Origin of the sequence: Neisseria sp. P0022.S009, assembly GCF_051956675.1 — a bacterium.
Lineage (GTDB): Bacteria > Pseudomonadota > Gammaproteobacteria > Burkholderiales > Neisseriaceae > Neisseria.
Genome location: NZ_JBQCXE010000003.1, coordinates 93,633 through 114,402, shown reverse-complemented (window position 1 = coordinate 114,402; position 20,770 = coordinate 93,633). Strand labels below are relative to the sequence as shown.

General features: G+C 50.1%; 23 protein-coding genes. 8 read left to right on the top strand and 15 right to left on the bottom strand.

Features of this window, described 5'->3' with window-relative positions:
* The first annotated feature begins 99 nt into the window (after positions 1–99).
* A complete protein-coding gene (locus ACTHUG_RS05530) occupies positions 100–501 on the top strand; it encodes a hypothetical protein (protein WP_440418667.1) in 402 nt (133 codons plus the stop codon).
* Between the two features lie 203 nt (positions 502–704).
* Here ACTHUG_RS05530 and clpA read toward each other — a convergent pair whose 3' ends face one another.
* Entirely contained in the window at positions 705–2,984 is a 2,280-nt protein-coding gene (gene clpA / locus ACTHUG_RS05525; protein ID WP_440385733.1) for an ATP-dependent Clp protease ATP-binding subunit ClpA, read from the bottom strand.
* Positions 2,985–2,987: 3 nt separating this feature from the next.
* The gene (gene clpS, locus ACTHUG_RS05520) at positions 2,988–3,299 is read right to left on the bottom strand and encodes an ATP-dependent Clp protease adapter ClpS (protein WP_440385734.1); all 312 of its coding nucleotides are present in this window, start codon (positions 3,297–3,299) and stop codon (positions 2,988–2,990) included.
* Between the two features lie 257 nt (positions 3,300–3,556).
* On the opposite strand from clpS, the gene ACTHUG_RS05515 reads away from it, so the two are divergent.
* The 4 genes from ACTHUG_RS05515 to ACTHUG_RS05500 all read left to right on the top strand — a co-directional run bounded on the left by ACTHUG_RS05515 (position 3,557) and on the right by ACTHUG_RS05500 (position 5,093).
* Positions 3,557–3,760: a cold-shock protein gene (locus ACTHUG_RS05515; protein WP_002217533.1), complete on the top strand. Its 204-nt coding sequence runs from the start codon at positions 3,557–3,559 to the stop codon at positions 3,758–3,760.
* Between the two features lie 75 nt (positions 3,761–3,835).
* Positions 3,836–4,051, top strand: a complete 216-nt coding sequence (locus ACTHUG_RS05510) for a hypothetical protein (protein ID WP_003746135.1) — start codon at positions 3,836–3,838, stop codon at positions 4,049–4,051.
* Positions 4,052–4,135: 84 nt separating this feature from the next.
* Entirely contained in the window at positions 4,136–4,582 is a 447-nt protein-coding gene (smpB, locus tag ACTHUG_RS05505; RefSeq protein WP_049348437.1) for an SsrA-binding protein SmpB, read from the top strand.
* A 70-nt stretch (positions 4,583–4,652) separates the two neighbouring features.
* On the top strand, positions 4,653–5,093 hold the full coding sequence (locus tag ACTHUG_RS05500) for a hypothetical protein (protein ID WP_003682952.1): 441 nt from the start codon (positions 4,653–4,655) through the stop codon (positions 5,091–5,093).
* A 72-nt stretch (positions 5,094–5,165) separates the two neighbouring features.
* Here ACTHUG_RS05500 and ACTHUG_RS05495 read toward each other — a convergent pair whose 3' ends face one another.
* The 6 genes from ACTHUG_RS05495 to ACTHUG_RS05470 all read right to left on the bottom strand — a co-directional run bounded on the left by ACTHUG_RS05495 (position 5,166) and on the right by ACTHUG_RS05470 (position 11,317).
* Entirely contained in the window at positions 5,166–5,651 is a 486-nt protein-coding gene (locus ACTHUG_RS05495) for a DUF4189 domain-containing protein (protein ID WP_254344777.1), read from the bottom strand.
* Positions 5,652–5,820: 169 nt separating this feature from the next.
* Positions 5,821–6,771 (bottom strand): thioredoxin-disulfide reductase, encoded by a 951-nt coding sequence (trxB, locus tag ACTHUG_RS05490; protein WP_204788314.1) that lies wholly within the window; start codon positions 6,769–6,771, stop codon positions 5,821–5,823.
* A 108-nt stretch (positions 6,772–6,879) separates the two neighbouring features.
* Positions 6,880–8,175, bottom strand: coding sequence for an NAD(P)/FAD-dependent oxidoreductase (locus ACTHUG_RS05485; protein ID WP_440385735.1), 1,296 nt, complete (start codon positions 8,173–8,175; stop codon positions 6,880–6,882).
* Between the two features lie 149 nt (positions 8,176–8,324).
* On the bottom strand, positions 8,325–9,212 hold the full coding sequence (locus ACTHUG_RS05480; protein WP_003679574.1) for an ABC transporter permease subunit: 888 nt from the start codon (positions 9,210–9,212) through the stop codon (positions 8,325–8,327).
* Positions 9,212–10,177: an ABC transporter permease subunit gene (locus tag ACTHUG_RS05475; RefSeq protein ID WP_003746146.1), complete on the bottom strand. Its 966-nt coding sequence runs from the start codon at positions 10,175–10,177 to the stop codon at positions 9,212–9,214. Before ACTHUG_RS05475 ends, ACTHUG_RS05480 begins: the two co-directional genes overlap by 1 nt.
* 15 nt (positions 10,178–10,192) lie before the next feature.
* Positions 10,193–11,317, bottom strand: a complete 1,125-nt coding sequence (locus ACTHUG_RS05470; protein ID WP_003746147.1) for an ABC transporter ATP-binding protein — start codon at positions 11,315–11,317, stop codon at positions 10,193–10,195.
* 476 nt (positions 11,318–11,793) lie between these two features.
* Between ACTHUG_RS05470 and radC the strand changes: the two genes are divergently transcribed.
* Positions 11,794–12,468 carry a RadC family protein gene (gene radC, locus ACTHUG_RS05465; RefSeq protein ID WP_440385736.1) on the top strand — a complete coding sequence of 225 codons (675 nt, stop codon included), beginning with the start codon at positions 11,794–11,796 and terminating at the stop codon, positions 12,466–12,468.
* Between the two features lie 59 nt (positions 12,469–12,527).
* Here radC and ACTHUG_RS05460 read toward each other — a convergent pair whose 3' ends face one another.
* From ACTHUG_RS05460 to ACTHUG_RS05445, 4 genes are all read right to left on the bottom strand, one after another.
* Positions 12,528–12,794, bottom strand: coding sequence for an NF038104 family lipoprotein (locus tag ACTHUG_RS05460; protein WP_440385737.1), 267 nt, complete (start codon positions 12,792–12,794; stop codon positions 12,528–12,530).
* The gene (locus ACTHUG_RS05455; RefSeq protein ID WP_440385739.1) at positions 12,782–13,114 is read right to left on the bottom strand and encodes a hypothetical protein; all 333 of its coding nucleotides are present in this window, start codon (positions 13,112–13,114) and stop codon (positions 12,782–12,784) included. Before ACTHUG_RS05455 ends, ACTHUG_RS05460 begins: the two co-directional genes overlap by 13 nt.
* A gap of 147 nt (positions 13,115–13,261) precedes the next feature.
* Complete coding sequence (gene aqpZ / locus ACTHUG_RS05450) at positions 13,262–14,008, bottom strand: aquaporin Z (RefSeq protein ID WP_440385740.1); 747 nt, start codon at positions 14,006–14,008, stop codon at positions 13,262–13,264.
* Between the two features lie 300 nt (positions 14,009–14,308).
* Positions 14,309–17,362: a DNA translocase FtsK gene (locus tag ACTHUG_RS05445; protein WP_440385741.1), complete on the bottom strand. Its 3,054-nt coding sequence runs from the start codon at positions 17,360–17,362 to the stop codon at positions 14,309–14,311.
* 164 nt (positions 17,363–17,526) lie between these two features.
* Here ACTHUG_RS05445 and ACTHUG_RS05440 point away from each other — a divergent pair, with 164 nt between their 5' ends.
* Positions 17,527–18,204, top strand: a complete 678-nt coding sequence (locus tag ACTHUG_RS05440; protein ID WP_440385742.1) for an energy-coupling factor ABC transporter permease — start codon at positions 17,527–17,529, stop codon at positions 18,202–18,204.
* 81 nt (positions 18,205–18,285) lie between these two features.
* Positions 18,286–18,645 carry a CrcB family protein gene (locus ACTHUG_RS05435; RefSeq protein ID WP_440385743.1) on the top strand — a complete coding sequence of 120 codons (360 nt, stop codon included), beginning with the start codon at positions 18,286–18,288 and terminating at the stop codon, positions 18,643–18,645.
* Between the two features lie 49 nt (positions 18,646–18,694).
* On the opposite strand, the gene ACTHUG_RS05430 is transcribed toward ACTHUG_RS05435, so the two are convergent.
* The 3 genes from ACTHUG_RS05430 to rbfA all read right to left on the bottom strand — a co-directional run bounded on the left by ACTHUG_RS05430 (position 18,695) and on the right by rbfA (position 20,699).
* Positions 18,695–19,321 carry an NAD(P)H-hydrate epimerase gene (locus ACTHUG_RS05430; protein ID WP_440385744.1) on the bottom strand — a complete coding sequence of 209 codons (627 nt, stop codon included), beginning with the start codon at positions 19,319–19,321 and terminating at the stop codon, positions 18,695–18,697.
* 22 nt (positions 19,322–19,343) lie between these two features.
* Positions 19,344–20,258, bottom strand: coding sequence for a tRNA pseudouridine(55) synthase TruB (truB, locus tag ACTHUG_RS05425; protein WP_440385745.1), 915 nt, complete (start codon positions 20,256–20,258; stop codon positions 19,344–19,346).
* Between the two features lie 69 nt (positions 20,259–20,327).
* Positions 20,328–20,699 (bottom strand): 30S ribosome-binding factor RbfA, encoded by a 372-nt coding sequence (gene rbfA, locus ACTHUG_RS05420; RefSeq protein ID WP_003685554.1) that lies wholly within the window; start codon positions 20,697–20,699, stop codon positions 20,328–20,330.
* Between the last annotated feature and the right edge of the window lie 71 nt (positions 20,700–20,770).

Below are 20,770 nucleotides of genomic sequence, written 5' to 3'. Positions count from 1 at the left end.
CCCTTACTGGTTTGATTACCTAATTTCACAGTGTATGATTGAAGGGCCGCATCATCAACACCAAACTCTTTTGCTAGGTGTTGAACAGCTTCATTAGCATTGCTTTTTAAGCCTTCATATGAAACTGAAAAATCAACGCGTGGTGTAGCGTTGGCAGAAGAATTATTGTTGCCGGAAGTATTGCTATTGTTGCCGGAAGTATTGCTATTGTTGCCGGAAGTATTGCTATTGTTGCCGGAAGTATTGCCATTGTTGCCGGAAGTATTGCTATTGTTGCCGGAAGTATTGCCATTGTTGCCGGAAGTATTGCTATTATTGTTGGAAGTATTACTATTATTGTCAGCAGAATTGCCGTTATTCTTCTGGATGCCATTTGATGAACTAGTGATGGATGGAGTGTCATTAGGCTGGTTGTTGCTGCAAGCCGCCAAGCTCAGGGCGATAATAGTTGCTGCACTTACTTTTTTGAAAGACATAGATATTTCCTTTGCAATGAATTGATTGATAATTAAAATGTAGATGTATTATCAAATAGTCATTTAAAAATATCAAGTAAATAATTTACAAAAATAATTAATTTGTTAAATTACGAGGTATTTTGTTATTTGTAGCCTCTATATAGACGGAGAATTAGGCATTAATTACAAAAAGGTTGTCTGAAAACGGAAATCTCGTTTTCAGACGACCTTTTTTGCCTTTATCCTTCAAACCGCTGCTGTTTCAGGTTTGACCTTGCTTTTCTTAAACTTCAATACGGCTTCTTCTTTTGCTGCATCCCAGTCTATACGCACGAAGCCGCCGTCGGCGAGTTTGCCGAACAGGAGTTCGTCGGCGAGTGGTTTGCGGATTTTTTCCTGAATCAGGCGGTGCATCGGGCGCGCGCCCATTTGCGGGTCGAAACCTTTTTCCGCTAGATATTTGCGCAATGCCGGCGTGAACTCGGCTTCAACTTTTTTGTCGAGGAGCTGGTGTTCGAGCTGGAGCAGGAATTTGTCCACGACTTTGGCGATGACGGGTTCGGACAGGGGCGCAAACGGGATAATCGCGTCCAAGCGGTTGCGGAACTCGGGCGTAAAGAGTTTGTTGATCGCCTGCATTTCGTCGCCGCGCTCGCGTTTGGCGGTAAAGCCGAGGCTGGGGCGGCTGAGGCTTTCCGCGCCTGCGTTGGTGGTCATAATCAGGATGACGTTGCGGAAATCGGCACTCTTGCCGTTGTTGTCGGTCAGTTTGCCTGCATCCATGACTTGCAGGAGAACGTTGAAAATGTCGGGATGGGCTTTTTCGATTTCGTCCAAGAGCAACACGCAGTGCGGCTGTTTGTTGACGGCTTCGGTCAAAAGGCCGCCCTGGTCGAAACCGACGTAGCCCGGCGGCGCGCCAATGAGGCGCGATACGGCATGGCGTTCCATATATTCGGACATATCGAAGCGTTGCAGCGGTACGCCCATCGAGTAGGCAAGCTGTTTGGCGACTTCGGTTTTGCCGACGCCGGTCGGGCCGGAGAAGAGGAAGCTGCCTATGGGCTTGTCGGGTAGGGCAAGGCCAGAGCGCGACATTTTGACGGCGGCAACCAGCGCGTCGATGGCGTTTTCCTGACCGTAAACCATGTTTTTCAAATCGCGGCCGAGGAATTGCAGCACTTGTTTGTCGTCATGCGAGACGGTTTTTTCAGGAATCCGCGCGACTTTGGCGATGACGGTTTCGATTTGCGCTTTGCCGATGACTTTTTTCTGTTTGGATTTGGGCAGAATCCGTTGTGCCGCGCCTGCTTCGTCCATTACGTCGATGGCCTTGTCGGGCAGGAAACGCTCGTTAATATAGCGGGCAGAGAGTTCGGCTGCGGCTTCGAGTGCGCCTTGCGTATAGCGGACTTGGTGGAAATCTTCAAACATCGGTTTCAAGCCGCGCAGGATTTGCACGGTTTCGGCGACGGTAGGCTCGACCACATCGATTTTTTGGAAGCGGCGGCTTAAGGCATGGTCTTTGTCGAAAATGGTACGGTATTCGTCGTAGGTGGTCGCGCCGATGCAGCGCAGCGAGCCTTTCGCCAATGCAGGTTTGAGCAGGTTGGACGCGTCCATTGTGCCGCCGCTGGTACTGCCCGCGCCGATGATGGTGTGGATTTCGTCGATGAACAAAATGGCGTGCGGGATTTTTTCAAGCTGTTTCAAGACGGATTTAACCCGCGCTTCAAAGTCGCCGCGGTATTTCGTACCCGCCAAAAGCGAACCCATATCCAGCGCGTACACTTCGGCTTCTTTCAGCGCATCGGGAATGTCGCCGTTGACGATTTGATGTGCCAAGCCTTCCGCCAGCGCGGTTTTGCCCACGCCTGCTTCGCCGACCAAAAGCGGATTGTTTTTGCGGCGGCGGCACAGGATTTGCACCAGTCGTTCCATTTCGTGTTTTCTGCCGATTAAGGGGTCGATACGGCCGGCTTTAACTTCGGCGTTGAGGTTGACGGTGTAGTCGGAAAGGGAGCCGGTTTTTGGTTCCGCTTCTTCGCCCTCACGTTCCAGGCCGTCTGAATCATTGCCGTCTTCGTCATCGGGTGAGCCATGGGCAATGCAACGCAAGACTTCAAAGCGCGTAATGGATTGCAATTTGAGGAAATAAACGGCATGGCTTTCGGATTCGCTCATCATGGCAACCAAAATATCCAAAGGCTCTACTGAGGCTTTACCGGCAGACTGGGTATGCACCATTGCCCGTTGGATGACGCGTTGGAAGCCCAATGTCGGCTGGGTTTCGACCGTATCCAGAAGATGATCGGGAATTTGCGGCGTATTTTCGGCAACACTGGCGGCCAGCTGCTCGGACAGGACTTTCAAATCCGCACCACACAGTTTCAAGACGTTTGGCACAGCCGCATCTTCTTCTATCAGCACCAAAAGCAGGTGTTCCAAGCTGATAAACTCATAACGCGCGTTGCGTGCTTCACGGTAGAGCAGTTGCAGGATGTGTTCCAATTCGGGTGAAAGCATGGTTTAAACCTCTTCGACTATACATTTGAGCGGATGCCCTTCAGCTTTGGCGCGTTCCATGACCTGATGCTGCTTGGTTTGCGCAATATCGCGCGTGTAGGTGCCGCACAGGCCTTTGCCTTCGTGGTGCACCAGCAGCATAACGGCCACTGCCTGTTCCTGTGCAAGCATAAAGACTTCGGTCAGGATTTCGACGACAAATTCCATGGTGGTGTAATCGTCGTTCAATAAAAATACGCCGTAACGTTTCGGCGGCTGCGTGTTGATATCGCTGATCAGGGTATCGGATTGGTGGTCGGTATTCGGATGGTTCATAAGCTTAGATTTCAGTTTTCAGACGGCCTGTTTTAGAGTGCAAACCGTTTTCTGTTGTATTTCGGCCAATTTTTTCTATTTTCCCACTTTTTTGAAAACATAGCTTGACGTTTTGTCTTAACAAATGTAAAAAGACGGTTAAGCAGAAGTTGGCACTCGACCGCGTAATAAAAACGGGGGAGAAACGCTGAACGTTTTAGTTTGCTGTATGCCTTGTTTTGCTGATTTTGTTAATTTTTAAGTATAGGAAGTTTCTAATGGCAACCGGTATCGTAAAATGGTTTAACGACGCTAAAGGTTTTGGTTTCATCACTCCTGACGAAGGTGGCGAAGATCTGTTCGCTCACTTCTCAGCGATCAACATGGAAGGTTTCAAAACCCTGAAAGAAGGCCAACGCGTGTCTTTCGACGTAACCACCGGCCCTAAAGGCAAACAAGCTGCTAACATTCAAGCTGCTTAATCAAATGCGCGGCATAAGCCGTAAAATCATGGCGGGGTTTCCCGCCATTTTTTATGGGCGTTCGAGTTAAAAATTATGAATCCAAATTCATCTTATCAAAATGCTTTAAACCAGTTGGACGAGCTTATCCGTCATTTCCGCAGCGAAGGCGAGGTCAGCTGCGCCGTTGCCGAGCGTGAAGACCAAATTTTGATCCGCCTTGCCGATTTGAAATTGGATTTGCGCCCTGAAGATGAAAAAGCGATTGCCGATATAGACCGCTTTTACCGCCGCCATGTTTTAAGCGAATAAACGTTTCAAAACCGTTTGCCGTTTTATTTTTTAAGCATGCCTGATAAAATAGGCCGTCTGAAAAGTTTGTAAAGAATCAGCACAATGAGTATTGCCAATAATAAAAAAGCCTTTCACGATTTCTTTATCGAAGACCAAATCGAAGCCGGTATAGTATTGGAAGGATGGGAAGTCAAAGCCATCCGCGCTGCACGCGTGCAATTAAAAGAAAGCTATATCTACTGGAAAAAAGACGCGTTCTATTTGGTGGGCTGCCACATTACCGCGTTGCCCACTGCCTCGACACACGTCAAACCCGACCCTGTCCGTCCGCGTAAGTTATTGTTGAAACAATCGGAAATCAATAAGTTAATCGGCAAAACCGAACGCGCCGGTTATACGATTGTGCCTTTAAACCTGCATTACACCCGAGGTAAAATCAAAGTGGAAATCGGTTTGGCCAAGGGTAAGAAACAGCATGACAAACGCCAAAGCCTGAAAGAAGCGGATTGGAAGCGTGAGAAACAACGTTTGATGAAAAACGTACGTTGATTTTTTCAGACGGCCTTTGCATGAAGGCCGTCTGAATATTTATTGTTTGAACATTTTAAAAGGAAAACAGATGAAAACCATGATTTTAGCGGCGGCTTCAGCCGTATTGTTGCTGGGCGCGTGTTCCACTACGGAACAAAGAGTATTGAAACCTGAAGAGCTGACCAGCATCAAACATGTCTGCATCATTCAAAACGCAAAAGTAAGACCGCATGATTTGGATCGTGCTTTGTCCAAAGCTTTGGCGAAACGCGGCATTGGCAGTACGATTGTAACCGCGGACAACCGCGGCAAACTGTATGATTCTTCTTGCCCGTATAACCTGCGTTACAAAACCAAAGGCAATAACGAAATCTTGCGTAAAGGCGTATTTGTGTTGCGAAGCACCAAGTACGCGGTTTCTACGGTCAGCTACTCTTTGAACGATGAAAACCACTTCCGAACCAATCCTGATTTGGTGAAACAGGCCGAAGGCGTTGTCGCCAAATTGTTGGAAAAAAATAGTAAATAAAAGCCAGAATAAAAAACCGGCTTGCCGTGATATGGAGAATATCGGGCAAGCCGGTTTTATTTTCAGACGGCCTTAAATGGATTTGATTTTTTCCCAAAGGGTTTTGACCGTACCTTGATAGTAAGTATCGGAAGTGCAATAGACTGTTTCTAAAGCACATTGTCCTTGAGAGCCATATTTTTTGATGCACTGGCTCAAGGCAATTTGATGCACGTTTTTGAAGCGCGGAGACGTAATGGCCACCACGTTTTGAGCAGTTAATTTGCCCATGGCTTTAGGGTAGGCAACCGCGATACAGGTATTGTGCAGTGGGACAACCGTTTTGCAGCCTGTTGCTTGGCCAGCGCCGATACCGGCTAAGGCATCTTGGCCTTTGCAGAATGTTTCGAGTTCTGCCGTCGCGTCCAGTTGGGTGGCATTTTCTTTGGTGGTTTTGATTTGCAGCGCTTCATTGCTGTCGGCTGGGTTTTGCCACATGGCCAGGTAGCCGTAAGTATCGGCAGCCAGGGCGGCAGGAGTCAGTGCGCAAAGGATAAGTGTCGTTAGTGTTTTTTTCATGTTTGTTCCCTGTTTGTTGGGTATTTGTTGTCATTATAAAGCAAAAGTACTTATTTGATATAAATTTGCCATTAAAATGAAATTCAGTGTGGCAAACAGATGATAGGCCGTCTGAAATTTCAGACGGCCTGTTGATGATGTTTCAAAGAATAGAATGTGGCTTAGAGGCTTATACGCTGTGGCGGTCGAGCCAACGTTCGGCATCAAGTGCGGCCTGACAGCCGGAAGCCGCGCTGGTGATGGCTTGACGGTAGGTATGGTCTTTGACGTCGCCTGCCGCCCATACGCCTTCGATATTGGTTGCGCCGACATTATCACCGGTACCGCCTTTGGTTTTCAGGTAGCCGGTTTCATCCATATCAAGTTGACCTTTGAAGATATCGGTGTTGGGTTTGTGGCCGATGGCGATGAAAACGCCTTTTACAGCGATTTCTTCAGTGCCGCCGTCATTGTGTTTCAAGCGTGCACCGGTAACGCCGCTTTCGTCGCCCAAGATTTCATCAACCGAGCTGTTGAGCTTGAGGATGATTTTGCCTTCTTCGACGCGTTGCATCAATTTGTCCACCATGATTTTCTCGGCACGGAAGCTGTCGCGGCGGTGAATCAGGGTAACGGTGTTGGCGATATTGGCAAGGTAGAGGGCTTCTTCCACAGCGGTATTGCCACCGCCGACTACGGCAACATCTTGTTTTTTATAGAAGAAGCCGTCGCAAGTTGCGCAGGCGGAAACGCCTTTGCCGGCAAAGGTTTCTTCGCTTGGCAAACCTAAATATTTGGCGGATGCGCCCGTGGCAACGATGAGTGCATCGCAGGTGTATTCGCCCATATCGCCTTTGAGGGTAAACGGACGGTTTTGCAAATCAACGGTGTGGATTTGGTCGAAAATCATTTCAGTGCCGAAGCGTTCGGCATGAGCTTGGAAACGGGCCATTAGTTCCGGACCTTGTACGCCTTCTGCATCGGCAGGCCAGTTGTCCACTTCTGTGGTGGTCATCAATTGTCCGCCTTGCTCAACACCGGTAATGATTACAGGGTTAAGGTTGGCGCGGGCGGCATAGACGGCGGCAGTATAGCCGGCAGGGCCGGAGCCGAGGATGATGAGTTTGTGATGGTTGCTCATGATGGTTTCCTTGCTGATAAATGATTGAATTTTGTCGTGTCTACGCTTTCAGACGGCCTAAATTCTACTTGAATCTGCCGCCGTCTGAAATATGTTTGTCGTTTGGGTTTAGTGGCTGTCTTTCCATTGATAGTATTTTGAACCGAGGTAAGAACCGAGTTTGCGCAGGAATGGTTGGGTAATAATGTTGCTGTGGCGCAGTTGTTCAAAAGGTTTCAGACGGCCGTCATCGCCCATGATGGCTTCGGCAATTGCCAAACCGGCAATGCCGGTAATTGCCATGCCGTGTCCGGAGTAGCCTTGTGCAAAGAAAACGGTAGGGGCGAGGCGGCCGAAATGTGGGGCGAGGTTGCGCGTAATGTCGCATTCGCCGCCCCAAGAATGCTCGATTCTGACATCGGCAAGTTGTGGAAAAACTTTCAGCATGTCTTGGCGGACGAGTTCGGTCATGCGGTCTGGATCGTCGATAAATTCGTTGTCTTTGCCGCCGAAGAGCAGGCGGCCGTCGGCGCTGAGACGGTAGTAGTCGAGGACGTGGCGGTTGTCGCAGATGGCCATATTGTTGCGGATCAGGTCTTTGGCACGCTCGCCCAGAGGCTCGGTGGCGATGATAAAGGTGCTGACTGCAATGGCTTTTTGTTCCAATACTTTGAATTTCGGGTGTAAACCGGCATAAGTATTGACGGCATAAACGAGGTTTTTGCACTCAACGCTGCCATTGGGCGTATGAACCAGCCAGCCGTTATCGCATGGCTCGATACGTGTCATGGGGGACTGCTCAAAAAGTTGTGCGCCTGCATCGGCTGCCGCTTTGGCAATGCCTAGGGTGTAATTGAGCGGGTGCAAGTGGCCGGATAAAGGATCAAATTGCGCGCCTTGATACCTATCACTGGCAAGTTGCTGCTTCAGCGTGGCTTTATCCCAAAGCTGGTAATGGCTTGCGCCATAATGTTTTTGGGCGTGTTCGTGCCATTGTTGCAATTCTTCCCAATGCTGAGGACGGACGGCGACGGTCGCATAGCCGCGTTGCCAATCGCATTGGATATTGTGTTTTTGAATGCGCGAGTCAACCAGTTCAACGGCTTGCAGGGATTGCTGCCAGAACCATTGGGCCTGTTCTAAGCCGACTTGTTTTTCGATCTCTTCCATGCCGCAGGCAAAATCACTGATGACTTGTCCGCCGCTGCGGCCTGATGCGCCGAAACCGATACGTGCGGCTTCAAGCACGATGACTTCATGGCCGTTTTCGGCAAGCGGTAGGGCGGTGCATAAACCGGTCAAGCCGCCGCCGATAACGCAGGTTTCAGTTTTCAGACGGCCTTCAAGCGTCGGATAAGACGGATGGGGATTGACTGTGCTGACATAGTAGGAAGGAAGGTATTCTTTGAAGCTGGGATTGATCATGATTTGGGCTTTAGGTTGGTTTTCACTTTATTGAAAACAGGTTTTCAGACGACCAGGAATATGGGCTTAAGTTTAGGCCGTCTGAAAGGATAAAATGCGGTTAATAAAACAGGCTGTTCCGACACTTTATCGGACAGCCTGTCTGCATATTAGGCGGCTTTCTCGGCTGCCAATTTTTCTTGGCGGTAGGCTTCGGCAGCCTCGCGTTCCCGTTTGGTTGCCTGACGCATCATCCAGTAGTTGACGACAATCACCAGCGTACCGATGATACCGATCAGGATGGTTGCCAAAACGTTCATCTGAGGGTCAAGGCCGAGTTTGATTTTGGAGAAAATCACTTGCGGCAATGTCGATGAACCCGGGCCCGATAGGAAGGAGGTAATGACCAAGTCGTCTAAAGACAGGGTAATGCCCAAGAGGAAGCCGGAAGCAATCGCAGGGGCAATCAGCGGCAGGGTAATCACGAAGAAAATCTTCAGCGGACGGGCGCCCAAGTCCATAGCGGCTTCTTCTAAGGATTGATCCAATTCCACCAAGCGCGAGCGGATGACGACGGTAATGTACGCCATGCAAAGCGTGGTGTGGCCGAGGAAGATGGTGAAGAAACCGCGATCGAAGTAGAGCGATTGCAGCAATTCACTGCCTTGCAGGAACATTTGTACCTGAATAATCAGCAGCAGCATGGACAAACCGGTAATCACATCAGGCATCACCATAGGCGCGGAAATCATACCGGCAAACAGGGTGCTGCCACGGAAGCGTTTAATCCGCGCCATAGCGTAGCCTGCCAATGTGCCGAGTGCCACGGCGGCAAGCGAGGAAACGATGGCGATACGCAATGACAGCCAGGCGGCTTCCAAGATGGTGTCGTTTTCCATCAATGCGCCGTACCATTTGGTTGAGAAACCGCCCCAAACGGTAACCAGTTTGGATTCATTGAAAGAATAGATGACCAAAACTACCAGCGGAATATAGAGGAATGCCAGCGAGAGCAGGAGCATCAGTTTCAAGAACCAGGATAATTTGGTTTTCTGCATTATTTGCCTCCTTCTTCCAATTCGCGGTTTTCATAGTGTTGGAACAGGGCAATCGGTACAACCAACAGGGCAACCATGACGACGGCGACGGCAGAAGCCAGCGGCCAGTTGTTTTGGTCGAAGAATGCCTGCCACAATACTTTACCGATCATCAGATTTTCAGAACCGCCCACCAATTCAGGAATCACAAATTCACCGACAGCCGGAACGAAGACCAGCATAGAGCCTGCAATGATGCCGGTTTTGGACAAAGGCAGGGTAATGGTAAAGAACGATTTGATCGGACCTGCACCCAAGTCGGAAGCGGCTTCGAGCAGACGGTTGTCCAGTTTTACCAATTGTGTGTACAGCGGCAAAATCATAAACGGCAGATAGGCGTAAACCATCACCAAATTCAGCGAAAAAGCATTGTAGAACAAGTCTAAAGGCTCGCTGATGATTCCGTATTTGATTAAGAAATTGTTGATGATGCCGTTGTGTCCCAATAAGCCCATCCATGCGTAAACACGCAACAGGAAAGAGGTCCAGAAAGGCAGCATGATTGCCAACAGCAGGCCGTTGCGCGCAGCCGGATTCGCGCGTGAAATGGCATAAGCGGTCGGATAACCGATCAACAGGCAGATGATGGTTGTCGTCAGCGCCGTCTTAATCGAAGACCAGTAGGTCATCAGATAGATATTGCTGTTTTCACTGTCGCCAAACGGATTGAGCGTATTCCAAAAGTTTTGGAAGATGTCGGCGTAGTTCTGATAGCTGATGGCAATGTTCAGACGGCCTAAGTCTTCATCAATCGTTGTCAGCGGCGTAAATGGCGGAATGGCAATTTCTTGTTCGGCAAAGCTGATTTTCAATACGATGGCGAACGGAATCAGAAACAGAATCAAAAGCCAAATATACGGCACGGCAATCACTGCACGCTGGCCGGGGCGGCGGAACAGTTTGTTTTTCAGTTTTTTAAGGTTCATTGCATTTCCCTCAAATTAACTGAACAGAGGTGTCGGTTGGTTTTCAGGCCAGCTGATGTAGACAGTCTCGTCCCAGGTCGGCGGCGTAATGTTGCGCACATACCAATAAGGTGCGGGAACTTGGCTTTTGACGACACGGCCGTTGGCAAGTTTGATGTGGTAAATCGCGAAGCTGCCCAAGTAGGCAATTTCTTTGACTGTGCCTTGGGCCCAGTTGTGCGCGCCCAAGTGTTCCGGTTTCTCTTTGTGCAAATCAATGTCTTCAGGGCGGATGCTGATCCAGATTTCATGGTCGTTCGGAACGCCCAGGCCGTGGTCGATGCGGACGTGGTTTTCCAAGCCGTCACATTTGACGATGGAGAAATCGGCGCGGTCGTCAATAACGACGCCGTCAAAAATATTGGTTTCGCCGATAAATTCAGCGGTAAAGCGGCTGTTAGGGTAGTCGTACACGTCGCTAGGTGTGCCGACTTGACGCAATTGGCCGTCGGACATAATGGCGATACGGGTCGCCATCGTCATCGCTTCTTCTTGGTCGTGGGTAACCATGATGCAGGTTACACCGACTTGTTCCAGCGTGTTGACCAATTCCAGTTGGGTTTGTTGGCGCAGTTTTTTATCGAGTGCGCCCAAAGGTTCGTCAAGCAGCAGGATTTTCGGACGTTTTGCCAGGCTGCGCGCCAAAGCGATACGTTGTTGTTGGCCACCGGAAAGTTGGTGCGGCTTACGTTTGGCGTATTTGGTCATTTGCACCAGGCGCAACATTTCTTCGACGCGGGCATCGATTTCGCCTTTAGGCATTTTGTCTTGTTTCAGGCCAAAAGCAATGTTTTGTTCAACGCTCATGTGCGGGAACAGGGCATAGCTTTGGAACATCATGTTGATTGGGCGCTCATACGGGGCAAGCTTGGTAATGTCTTGACCGTCGAGAATGATTTTGCCCTGATTGGGGCTTTCCATGCCTGCCAACATACGCAGCAGTGTGGATTTGCCACTGCCTGAGCTGCCCAAAAGGGCGAAGATTTCGTGTTGATAGATGTCCAAGTCGATGTTATCGACAGCGTAATTGTCACCAAACTTTTTCACCAAGCCTTGGATTTGCAAATAAGGTTTGGCTGAAGACGCAGTGGTTGCGGTCATAATGGCAATACTCCAAAAAGAAAGACGAGTACCGGCAAAACGGATTTTCGAATGGGTGATAAAAAGCTGTTTGATTGCTGGCGGGAGTCGGACGGAGGCCGTCTGAAACTCTTGTAAAGCGCACAGGCAGCGTGGATAGAAAGCAGTTTAAGCCTCAGCTTTTGCTCTCGGCAAACTCAATATTATATTAGCCTAAGCCTCATAGGGGCAATATGAAAATGCTTGTAGCGGCTGATTTGAAACAAATAGGAAAGGAAAGGCAGGCAGGGGAACAGGATAGCGAAAATGGGTAACGTTGTTTTTCTGCACAAAAGGGTTTAATTTATATTCAAATGTCTTAAAAAATAATTCAAGATAGAATAAAATACGCAAATTGCATTAATTTGCTAAAGCCATAATGGATTACGTTTTATATCGGGTGAGGCGGTTTTGCTCAGAATTGAAACTAAATCCTCTATATGAATAAAAGGGAAAACATGAGTATCAAAGAATGGCCCGAAGGGGAACGACCGAGGGAGAAGCTCTTGGCGCACGGTGCAGCGGCGTTGAGTGATGCGGAGTTGCTGGCGATTTTGCTGCGTGTCGGAACGCGCGGCATGAGCGCGGTTGATTTGGCGCGTTATTTGTTGAGCGAGTTTGGCAGTTTGGGAAAGCTGATGAGTGCGGATGCCAAAACACTTTCTGCTTGCAAGGGCATGGGTTTGGCGAGCTATACTCAGTTTGCCGTGGTCAAAGAAATCGGACGGCGGATTTTGGGTGAGGATTTGCAGGAGCAGATGGTTTTGTCAAACCCGAAATCGGTTGCGGATTATCTGCGCCTGCATCTTGGGCATGAAAAAATCGAAGTCAGCGTTGCGTTGCTGCTCAACCGTCAAAATCAATTGATTGCGGTCCGGGAATTGTCGCGCGGTACGGTGGCGGAAAACACGGTTTATATTCGTGAAATTGTCAAATTGGCATTGGATGAATATGCCGACAGTTTGATTTTGGCACACAATCATCCGGGCGGCTCGGCAAGGCCGTCTGAATCTGATGTGCAGTTTACAGAGCGTTTGAAACAGGCTTTAAGTTTGGTGGATATTACGCTCTTAGACCATTTTATCGTAACTGCAAAAGAAACCTGCTCTTTGCGCGAACAGGGCTATATGTAAGGATGAATGTTCAGACAGCCTTGGTAAGATGGGTTACTTTACCGAGGCCGTCTGAAGGATTATTGCGTTACTTCATCGGAGGACTCTTCCTTATAGATGATTTCTTCCGATTTTGGCTTTTCTTTGCTCTTTTCTTTGTCCTTGTCTTTTTTGCCGTCAGGAATGGCAGCATCAATCACTGCACCCGTTCCTTTGACAACCAATTTTCCGGCAGTCAGGACGGTTGTCGCAGCCAAATCGACAGCCGCGCCTACAACGCAGCCGTTAAGCGTCAGGCAAAGGGCAAGTGTTGGAAGCAGGCGTTTTGCACATTTCAATGGCTGCATCCGCAGTGTCCTTCATGATGATGGCTGCATCCGAGTGCTTCTTGCCAAGCATCGTCGTCGCCGTCAAATTCTTCGACTTCGTCAAATTCACCGTTTTCTACCATGCTTACCAGCTCTTCCAAGCTTTCTGCGCCTTCTACCCAAAAGCAGGGAATATCGGGCGGTGTGTCGGGGGCAAGCAGGGCGGATTGTTGGTCGTGCCAAGCAATCCAGTAGCCGTTTTGCGTTTGTACGAATACGGCATCGGGATGGATGGTTTCGTTTTCAGTATTGACCAGCATTCTGGCGGCGATATCGGTTTGAAAAGGTAAGGTTTGCATGATGGTTTGAGAATGTGGGAAAAGAAAGTATTGTAACATGGCAAAAACAAACGCACCGTCTGAGTCAGGCGGTGCGTTTGTATCTCGGCAACTTGGGTGCGGACGGTTTAGGGTATCGGCCGCACCGGAAATATCATTCCGTTCAGATTATTTGTCGTCGTTGTTTGCCAAAACAAAGCGGTAAATAGCCGCGCCAACTGCTGCGCCGGCAATAGGAGCCAACCAGAACAACCACAGTTGTTCAACAGCCCAGCCGCCTTGGAACAAGGCAACGCCGGTAGAGCGTGCAGGGTTGACGGAAGTATTGGTCACAGGAATGCTGATCAAGTGAATCAGGGTCAGACCCAGGCCGATGGCGATAGGGGCGAAGCCGGCCGGAGCCAGTTTGTCGGTAGAACCCATGATGATGATCAGGAAGAATGCGGTCAGGACGAATTCGATCAGCAACGCGGCCATCATGTCGTAACCGTTAGGAGAGTGTTCGCCGAAACCGTTGCTGGCAAAGCCGGAAGCAACAGCATCAAAACCGGTTTTACCGGAAGCAATCAGATACAGAACGCCTGCAGCGGCAATCGCACCGACAACTTGGGATACGATGTAAGGCAACAGGTCTTTACCGTTGAAACGGCCGCCGATGAATAGGCCGACGGAAACGGCAGGGTTGAAGTGGCCACCGGAAATATGGCCGACGGCGTAAGCCATGGTCAGTACGGTCAAGCCGAACGCCAAGGCGACACCGGCAAAGCCAATGCCGAGTTCAGGGTAGGCTGCTGCCAATACTGCGCTGCCGCAGCCGCCGAATACCAGCCAAAAAGTGCCGAAAAATTCTGCAAAATATTTTTTCATTTGTTTTTCCTCGTAAAGGGTGGGGGTGTTGCCGAAGGCTTGAATCATAATAATATTGTTTCTAATCGAAAAACGGATTTACCTGTTTTTTCCGGTCTTGACAAAAGGCCGTCTGAAAATGGTGACAAACGGGTAGAGATATGTATTTTGTAGGTTGAGTTTGGTTGATTGAACTTTGTTTATTTGTGAAGCAAATACCGTCAATGTAAAAGCATTTAGATTTGTAAGAAATGTTGTTTATAGATTACTTATTTGCTTGTTTATTTGATTGGAATTGCTGAACCATATCTGATTTAAAAAGGCCGTCTGAAAAGTTTTCAGACGGCCTTAATTTTAAACAAGGATAAATTAATCCAGATGGTCGCTGCTTTGCGCCAAGATGGTGCGGTTGCCGTTGTTTTCTGCCGGGGAAACAATACCGTCGGCTTCCATTTGTTCAATCAGGCGGGCGGCGCGGTTGTAGCCGATGCGCAGTTGGCGTTGGATATTGGAAATGCTGGCCTTACGCGATTTCAAGACAACGGAAACGGCTTCGTCATACATGGGGTCGAGGTCGCTGTCGTTGCTGCGGCTGGTGCCGGTAAAGTCTTCGGTGGAACCGTTGCTCAAAATATCGTCGATATAGTCGGGTGCGCCAAATTGTTTCAGGTATTCCACTACGCGGTGAACTTCATTGTCGGAGGCGAATGCGCCGTGTACACGTTGCGGATAGTTGGTACCGGGTAGCTGGAACAGCATATCGCCTTGGCCGAGCAGGTTTTCCGCACCCATTTGATCAAGAATCGTGCGGCTGTCGATTTTGCTGGACACTTGGAAGGCAATGCGTGTCGGAATATTGGCTTTAATCAGGCCGGTAATAACATCCACGCTTGGGCGTTGGGTGGCAAGAATCAAATGGATACCGGCTGCGCGTGCTTTTTGGGCGAGGCGGGCAATCAGTTCTTCAATTTTCTTACCGGCGGTCATCATCAGGTCGGCAAACTCATCTACGACGACCACGATAAACGGCAGTTTTTCCAATGGCTCAGGATTTTCAGGCGTGAGGCTGAACGGGCTGCCGATTTTTTCGCCACGAGCGGCGGCTTCGGCAATTTTTTGGTTGAAACCGGCAAGGTTGCGCACGCCCATAAAGCTCATCAGGCGGTAGCGTTTTTCCATTTCGTTGACGCACCAGTTCAGCGCGTTTGCAGCCAGCTTCATATCGGTTACGACAGGGGCGAGCAGGTGCGGAATGCCTTCGTAAATGCTCAACTCCAGCATTTTCGGGTCAATCATAATCATGCGCACGTCTTCAGGCGTTGCTTTGAAGAGCATGGACAGAATCATGGCATTCACACCTACGGATTTACCCGAACCGGTCGTACCGGCAACCAGCAGATGCGGCGCTTTGGCCAAGTCGGTGACGACAGGCTGGCCGGTGATGTCTTGGCCGAGTGCGAGGGTGAGTTTGGATTTGGATTCGGTAAACGCAGGCGAATTGAAGATTTCGCTCAAGCGGATCATTTGGCGTTTCGGATTAGGCAATTCCAAGCCCATGCAGGTTTTGCCGGGGATGGTTTCCACCACGCGGATGGAAGCCACGCCAAGCGAGCGCGCCAAGTCTTTTTCAAGATTCAAAACAGCACTGCCGCGCACGCCGACATCAGGCTCAATCTCGTAGCGCGTAATGACCGGGCCGGAATAGGAGTCCATCACTTTGACTTTAACTTTGAACTCGGCCAGTTTTTCTTCGATGGTAATGCTGTTTTCCAACAACTGTTCTTCAGTTTGCGAGGCGCTCGGGTCAAACTGCGGCGGCAGGAGCAGGGCAGTGGTCGGCAGGTGTGCCTCGGTCAGTGTTGCCGAAGTTGGAATCGCTACGCTTGGTGTATCTTCTTGAACGTTGGGTTCTACGGTTTGCACAGGTGTTTCAACGACTGTCTGTGTATATTCAGACGGCCTTACGATTGTTTCAATAGATTCAACAGGTTTAATCGTTTCAACCGCTTGAATCGCTTCTGTTTCCTCTTGTACAGGCGCTTCTGGCTCACCATCTAATTCTGTTTCTTCTTCCGCAGATTCGCTGATTAAATAATCGCGGATACTGCGTTCAGGCTGGTTGCTGACGTGCGCATTGACTTGTGCATCAAAAATCGGCACTTGGATTTTATGTTCGAAAGCAGGCGGCTCGGGAATATCAATCGGCGCAATCGAGGTTTGGAAAACGGGCGGCTCGGGAATATCGGTTTTCGCCATCGGGACGACCGGTACGGCAGGCGGCTCGACTACGGTTGCGTTTGGTGCGGCAGGTCGGGAGATATAAGGGGATTTTTTAACAGGCGCAGCCGGTTTTGGACGGGACGGCGTTGCCGGTACGGCAGGTTGTGGTGCAACAGCTTCCGTAGCAGCTTGTTTACGTGCCCATCTTTCGGCGGCCGCTTCGGTATGGCGAACTTGACGGCGTAAGCTGGCAGGACGGCTGATTTGTCCCAAGTTGGCCAAAATTTCGTCATTTTCAATGGTGCGCGGAGAGTAGTCGCGCAAAGGGGCGACGGCAGCGGCCAGTTTGTGGCGCGCGGCGGTACGGCGGGCAAGGTTGTCGTGAATATCTTCCGCTTGGATTTCAGAAGGAAAAGCCTGCATGGAAGTATAGGGGAGTATGGCTTCTTTTTCGGCAGTTCTTAAGGCCGTCTGAACGGTTTCGATGTGCGGCGCATTGGCTTCTGCCACGCGGACATTGTTGGCGCGCGCCAAGGCACGCTCGCGTGTGCGGCGCAAAATAGGGTCGTTGTAGTCGATGATTTCCATGCCGGTCATCGGCAGGGATGAAGCGCGTAACAATGGAGTTTCGACTTCGTCTTTGTAAATCGGCGCATTTTTTTCGGCCAAATGCTCGTTCCATTCTTCAACCGCTGCTTCATGCAGGGAACGGGTGGCTTCTTCTAATGTGATTTCTTCAAAATTGCTGTTTTGCACCAAAGATGGGCTGTATTCGGGCGTTTCCATTTGTGCAAACGGCGTGATTTTAGGAATACGTTCCGGCTTGGCAGATTTGCGGGTTTTAGGCGCAACTTTGATTTCTTCCTCGGTCGCTGCGATGTGTTCCGGCTCTTCGGCAACGGGTTCTGCTGCGTGCTCTTCGTTTGTTTCGGCGCGTTGCATTTTATTGTGTTCGAGCGCGGAAAGCAGGCGGATGCGGGCGATTTTATGGTTGTCGGCGGTGCGCTTGTTCATGCTGAACAAACGTTTCAGGCTGTCCAGTTGGCTGGCAAAACCGACCGGGCTGTCTTCTTCGTTGATTTCTTCTTCATCGCCACTGAGTCGGGCCAATTCTTGGCGCCACTTTTGCTCTTGTTTCTGGCGCCACCAGAACAATCCGGCTATGACAGCCAGCAGAATTAAAGCCAATATTGTCCAAAGCATGCGTCCATCCCCTTAATTAAACGGCAAAGTCCGTTATTCTAACGCTTTTTTCAGGTAAACAAAACCAGCCGAAACAAGCTTTAACGGCAAAGGCAGACAGGATTGTCAAAGCTGTGGCTTGAGGCGCGTATAATAGGCCGTCTGAACATTTTGCGGATGAGAAGATGATTTTTCAAAACGGATGGTTTCCCGTTGGTGTCGTGATGGCGGCATGGCCTGTGTTGCTGGTGATTTTTGCTTTGTGCGCAAAGCAGGCATGGGTGTCGGTATCGCAGCATCGTTCCGCATTTTTGTTGGCTGCCGTGATGTTGCCGCTGGCTTGGAGTTTGAATGCCTCCCCGGAAAGCGGACAACTGGCCGGCATGAGCTATCATTTGCTCGCCTTGAACCTGACGGCTTTAATGCTGGGCACCTCTGCTGCGTTCTGCATCGGCGTTTTGCTGTTTTTTCCATATTTGTGGCTTTGGGGCGATTGGCATATGTTCCCCATCAATGCCTTGTCCGTATTGCTTCCGCCTTTGTTGGTGAACTTGGGCTTCCGCCATTGGGTGACGCGTTTGCCTGCCAATATCTTTATCTTTATTTTTCTGAATGGTTTTTGGGCCGCGGCGGTCGGCATGGTGTTTACCGGCGTGGTTTTGGTCGGTTTGTTGAACTGGGCGGATGTATTTGATACGGCGGTATTATGGAAAACCGCTTTTCCTGTTTTCTTCTTAATCGCTTGGGCAGAGGCATTTTTGAGCGGTATTTCAACAGCCATTTTTATCGCGCTTAAGCCGCAATGGATTTGTACTTTTGATGACGGCAGGTATTTGAAATCTGCGCCTAAGATTTGGCAATAAGATATGAAGGCATCTTTGTGTGGTTTTCAGACGGCCTCATGACCGGATGGCCTGTTTTTTGAATTGAATTCTTAACGTATTATGTTTGCTTATATTTTTCCCATTGTTTGCGGCGCTGCCGTCGGGGCTGTATTGCGTTGGCTGTTTGGCTTGGTGCTGGTGTCTTTTACGCCTTTTTCTATTGGTACATTGGCGGCAAACTGGCTGGGCGCGCTGCTGATCGGCGTATTGGCAGAACTCTTAACCGATCCGCAATGGCGTTTGCTTTGGATTACCGGATTTCTCGGTAGCTTGACCACATTTTCAGGTTTTTCAGTGGAGATGGTGGGTTTGATGCAGGCGCAACGCTGGGGCATGGCTTTGATGGCAACCTGTCTGCATGTTTTCGGTTCGTTTGGTTTGACGGCACTGGGGATTAAATTGGCGCAGATTTGGAAGTAAGCAAAAGTTACAGGGTGCAAAATTGCACCCTGTTATTTTTTATAGGTATTCAATCAATGCCAATAGGTAAACAGACGGTTTCTTGACAATAGGTTTTGCCGGACTCGCTTAAATGCGCCGGTTTGTAGGCGGCAAAGGTGTAGGTCAGGTCTGCGCGGAATGTGTCGGGATCGGCTTCGGCGGTGTCGCAGTTGAGGCCGGTGGGAATATCGAGGGCGACTTTCAGGCCGTCTGCATGATTGAGTTGGCGGCAGAGGGCGGCGATTTCGGTTGGAAGCGCGCCGCTGAAGCCTGTGCCGAATATGCCTTCGATAATGATGTCGTAACCGTTTTTCAGACGGCCTTCCAGTTTTTGGACGGATATCAATTCAATATGGGGCAAACCGTTGAGGCGTTCTTGATTGGTTTGAGCCAAGGAGGAGAGGTTTTCTCCGAGTGAAAACAGAATATCGATGTGCCAACCTTGCGCCTGCATATATCTTGCCATGACTAAGCCGTCGCCGCCGTTGTTGCCTTTGCCGCAAACGATCAGGGCGCGTCCGGCTTGAGGGTGACGCTGCATGAGGTCTCGGGCGGCAGAGCTACCGGCGTTTTCCATTAGTTGGTCGAAGCTTGTGCCTTTATCGACGGCTGCTTGTTCGCGTTCGCGCATTTGGGCGGCGGTATAGACTTTCATGATCGGCTCTCTTTGCAGGAAGTTATTGGTCGGCGGTATTCATCAGGCGCAAGGCTTTCAGACGGCCTATTTCTTTTTGATATTCCACCAGCCCGATAAATGTGCCGTCTCGGTTGTACACACGGATGGGCTGCTCGGCGGAAATGTCTTCGGTGAACTGGGGACGTTGGCCGTGTTTGAGCATGGTAACGGCGTAGTCGTTTAGCTCAAGTTTGGGGAAATGTTGCACCAAGACATCGCAAGGCAGCAGCAGGGCATCGCGTTCGGCTTCGTCCAATTCTGCCAAGGCTTCGAGCGTGTGGCTTTGGGCAATGGTAAAGCCGGCGGTTTCAGTACGGCGCAGGGCGGTCAGGTGGGCGAATGTGCCGATGTGTTTGGCGATGTCTTCGCTGAGGGTGCGGATATAAGTACCCTTGCTGCAACGTACGTCTATCACGGCTTTGGGTGCATCAAATTCAGTGATATCAATGGAGTAGATGGTAATATCGCGCGCTTTGCGTTCGATAACGATGCCTTTGCGTGCGTATTCGTACAGCGGTTTGCCTTCGTGTTTGAGGGCGGAAAACATGGGTGGAACTTGGCGGATATCGCCCGTTAAGGCTTGGCAGGCCGTCTGAAATTCGGACAATGAAATATCAGCGCGTGCGGTGGCGATGATTTCGCCTTCGGCATCGCCCGTGCTGCTGGCTTCGCCCAGTTTCAGCGTGGCGGTATAGGCTTTGTCGGCATCAATCAGGTATTGGGCAAACTTGGTCGCTTCGCCGAAACAAACAGGCAAAAGCCCTGTGGCCAAAGGATCGAGTACGCCGGTATGCCCGGCTTTTTCGGCACGGAATAAACGCCGCGCTTTTTGCAGGGCGGTATTGCTGGAAAGACCTTCGGATTTGTCGAGGAGAAGAACGCCGTTGACCGGGCGTTTGGTGGGTTTGGCTGTCATATTAAGTAGGGGGAGTGTTAATGTTCAGGCCGTCTGAAAGGGTTCAGACGGCCTGCGTGTTTTAATCAATCAGTCTTCAACCGGTTTTTCCGCCGCCACTTGGTCGATCAGGCTGGAAATGCTCATGCCGCGTTCGAGTGATTCGTCGTATTTGAAGTGCAGCTCGGGCGTTTTGAAGAGTTTGATGCGTTTGGCCAATTCGCTGCGCAAATGGCCTTTGGCGTGTTCCAAAGCTTCTTCGGTGATGTCGCGTGTGCTGTCGTCGAGGACGGTGTAGAACACGGTCGCGTGGCTGTAATCGCGGGTAACTTCGACTTCGTTGATGGTGATGAAGCCTGCGCGCGGATCTTTCAGGCCGGTGCGGACGAGTTCGGCCAGTTCGCGCATAATTTGTTCTTTGACACGGTCTTGGCGGGCGTAGCCGCGTTGGGGTTTTCTCATGGTTTTCCTTGATGTATGGCAGGCTGTCGTTTTCAGACGGCCTGCGGTTTGGATTTTGAACAGCTGCCTAT

Coding starts and splice junctions, on each gene's coding strand:
- clpS (WP_440385734.1), bottom strand. CDS start 3,299: ATGAACCATCCGAATACCGACCACCAATCCGATACCCTGATCAGCGAT.
- ACTHUG_RS05515 (WP_002217533.1), top strand. CDS start 3,557: ATGGCAACCGGTATCGTAAAATGGTTTAACGACGCTAAAGGTTTTGGT.
- ACTHUG_RS05430 (WP_440385744.1), bottom strand. CDS start 19,321: ATGAAAGTCTATACCGCCGCCCAAATGCGCGAACGCGAACAAGCAGCC.
- rbfA (WP_003685554.1), bottom strand. CDS start 20,699: ATGAGAAAACCCCAACGCGGCTACGCCCGCCAAGACCGTGTCAAAGAA.
- radC (WP_440385736.1), top strand. CDS start 11,794: ATGAGTATCAAAGAATGGCCCGAAGGGGAACGACCGAGGGAGAAGCTC.
- ACTHUG_RS05480 (WP_003679574.1), bottom strand. CDS start 9,212: ATGCAGAAAACCAAATTATCCTGGTTCTTGAAACTGATGCTCCTGCTC.
- ACTHUG_RS05510 (WP_003746135.1), top strand. CDS start 3,836: ATGAATCCAAATTCATCTTATCAAAATGCTTTAAACCAGTTGGACGAG.
- clpA (WP_440385733.1), bottom strand. CDS start 2,984: ATGCTTTCACCCGAATTGGAACACATCCTGCAACTGCTCTACCGTGAA.
- ACTHUG_RS05500 (WP_003682952.1), top strand. CDS start 4,653: ATGAAAACCATGATTTTAGCGGCGGCTTCAGCCGTATTGTTGCTGGGC.
- ACTHUG_RS05495 (WP_254344777.1), bottom strand. CDS start 5,651: ATGAAAAAAACACTAACGACACTTATCCTTTGCGCACTGACTCCTGCC.
- ACTHUG_RS05475 (WP_003746146.1), bottom strand. CDS start 10,177: ATGAACCTTAAAAAACTGAAAAACAAACTGTTCCGCCGCCCCGGCCAG.
- ACTHUG_RS05455 (WP_440385739.1), bottom strand. CDS start 13,114: ATGCAAACCTTACCTTTTCAAACCGATATCGCCGCCAGAATGCTGGTC.
- smpB (WP_049348437.1), top strand. CDS start 4,136: ATGAGTATTGCCAATAATAAAAAAGCCTTTCACGATTTCTTTATCGAA.
- ACTHUG_RS05470 (WP_003746147.1), bottom strand. CDS start 11,317: ATGACCGCAACCACTGCGTCTTCAGCCAAACCTTATTTGCAAATCCAA.
- ACTHUG_RS05460 (WP_440385737.1), bottom strand. CDS start 12,794: ATGCAGCCATTGAAATGTGCAAAACGCCTGCTTCCAACACTTGCCCTT.
- aqpZ (WP_440385740.1), bottom strand. CDS start 14,008: ATGATTCAAGCCTTCGGCAACACCCCCACCCTTTACGAGGAAAAACAA.
- ACTHUG_RS05435 (WP_440385743.1), top strand. CDS start 18,286: ATGTTTGCTTATATTTTTCCCATTGTTTGCGGCGCTGCCGTCGGGGCT.
- ACTHUG_RS05485 (WP_440385735.1), bottom strand. CDS start 8,175: ATGATCAATCCCAGCTTCAAAGAATACCTTCCTTCCTACTATGTCAGC.
- ACTHUG_RS05440 (WP_440385742.1), top strand. CDS start 17,527: ATGATTTTTCAAAACGGATGGTTTCCCGTTGGTGTCGTGATGGCGGCA.
- trxB (WP_204788314.1), bottom strand. CDS start 6,771: ATGAGCAACCATCACAAACTCATCATCCTCGGCTCCGGCCCTGCCGGC.
- ACTHUG_RS05445 (WP_440385741.1), bottom strand. CDS start 17,362: ATGCTTTGGACAATATTGGCTTTAATTCTGCTGGCTGTCATAGCCGGA.
- truB (WP_440385745.1), bottom strand. CDS start 20,258: ATGACAGCCAAACCCACCAAACGCCCGGTCAACGGCGTTCTTCTCCTC.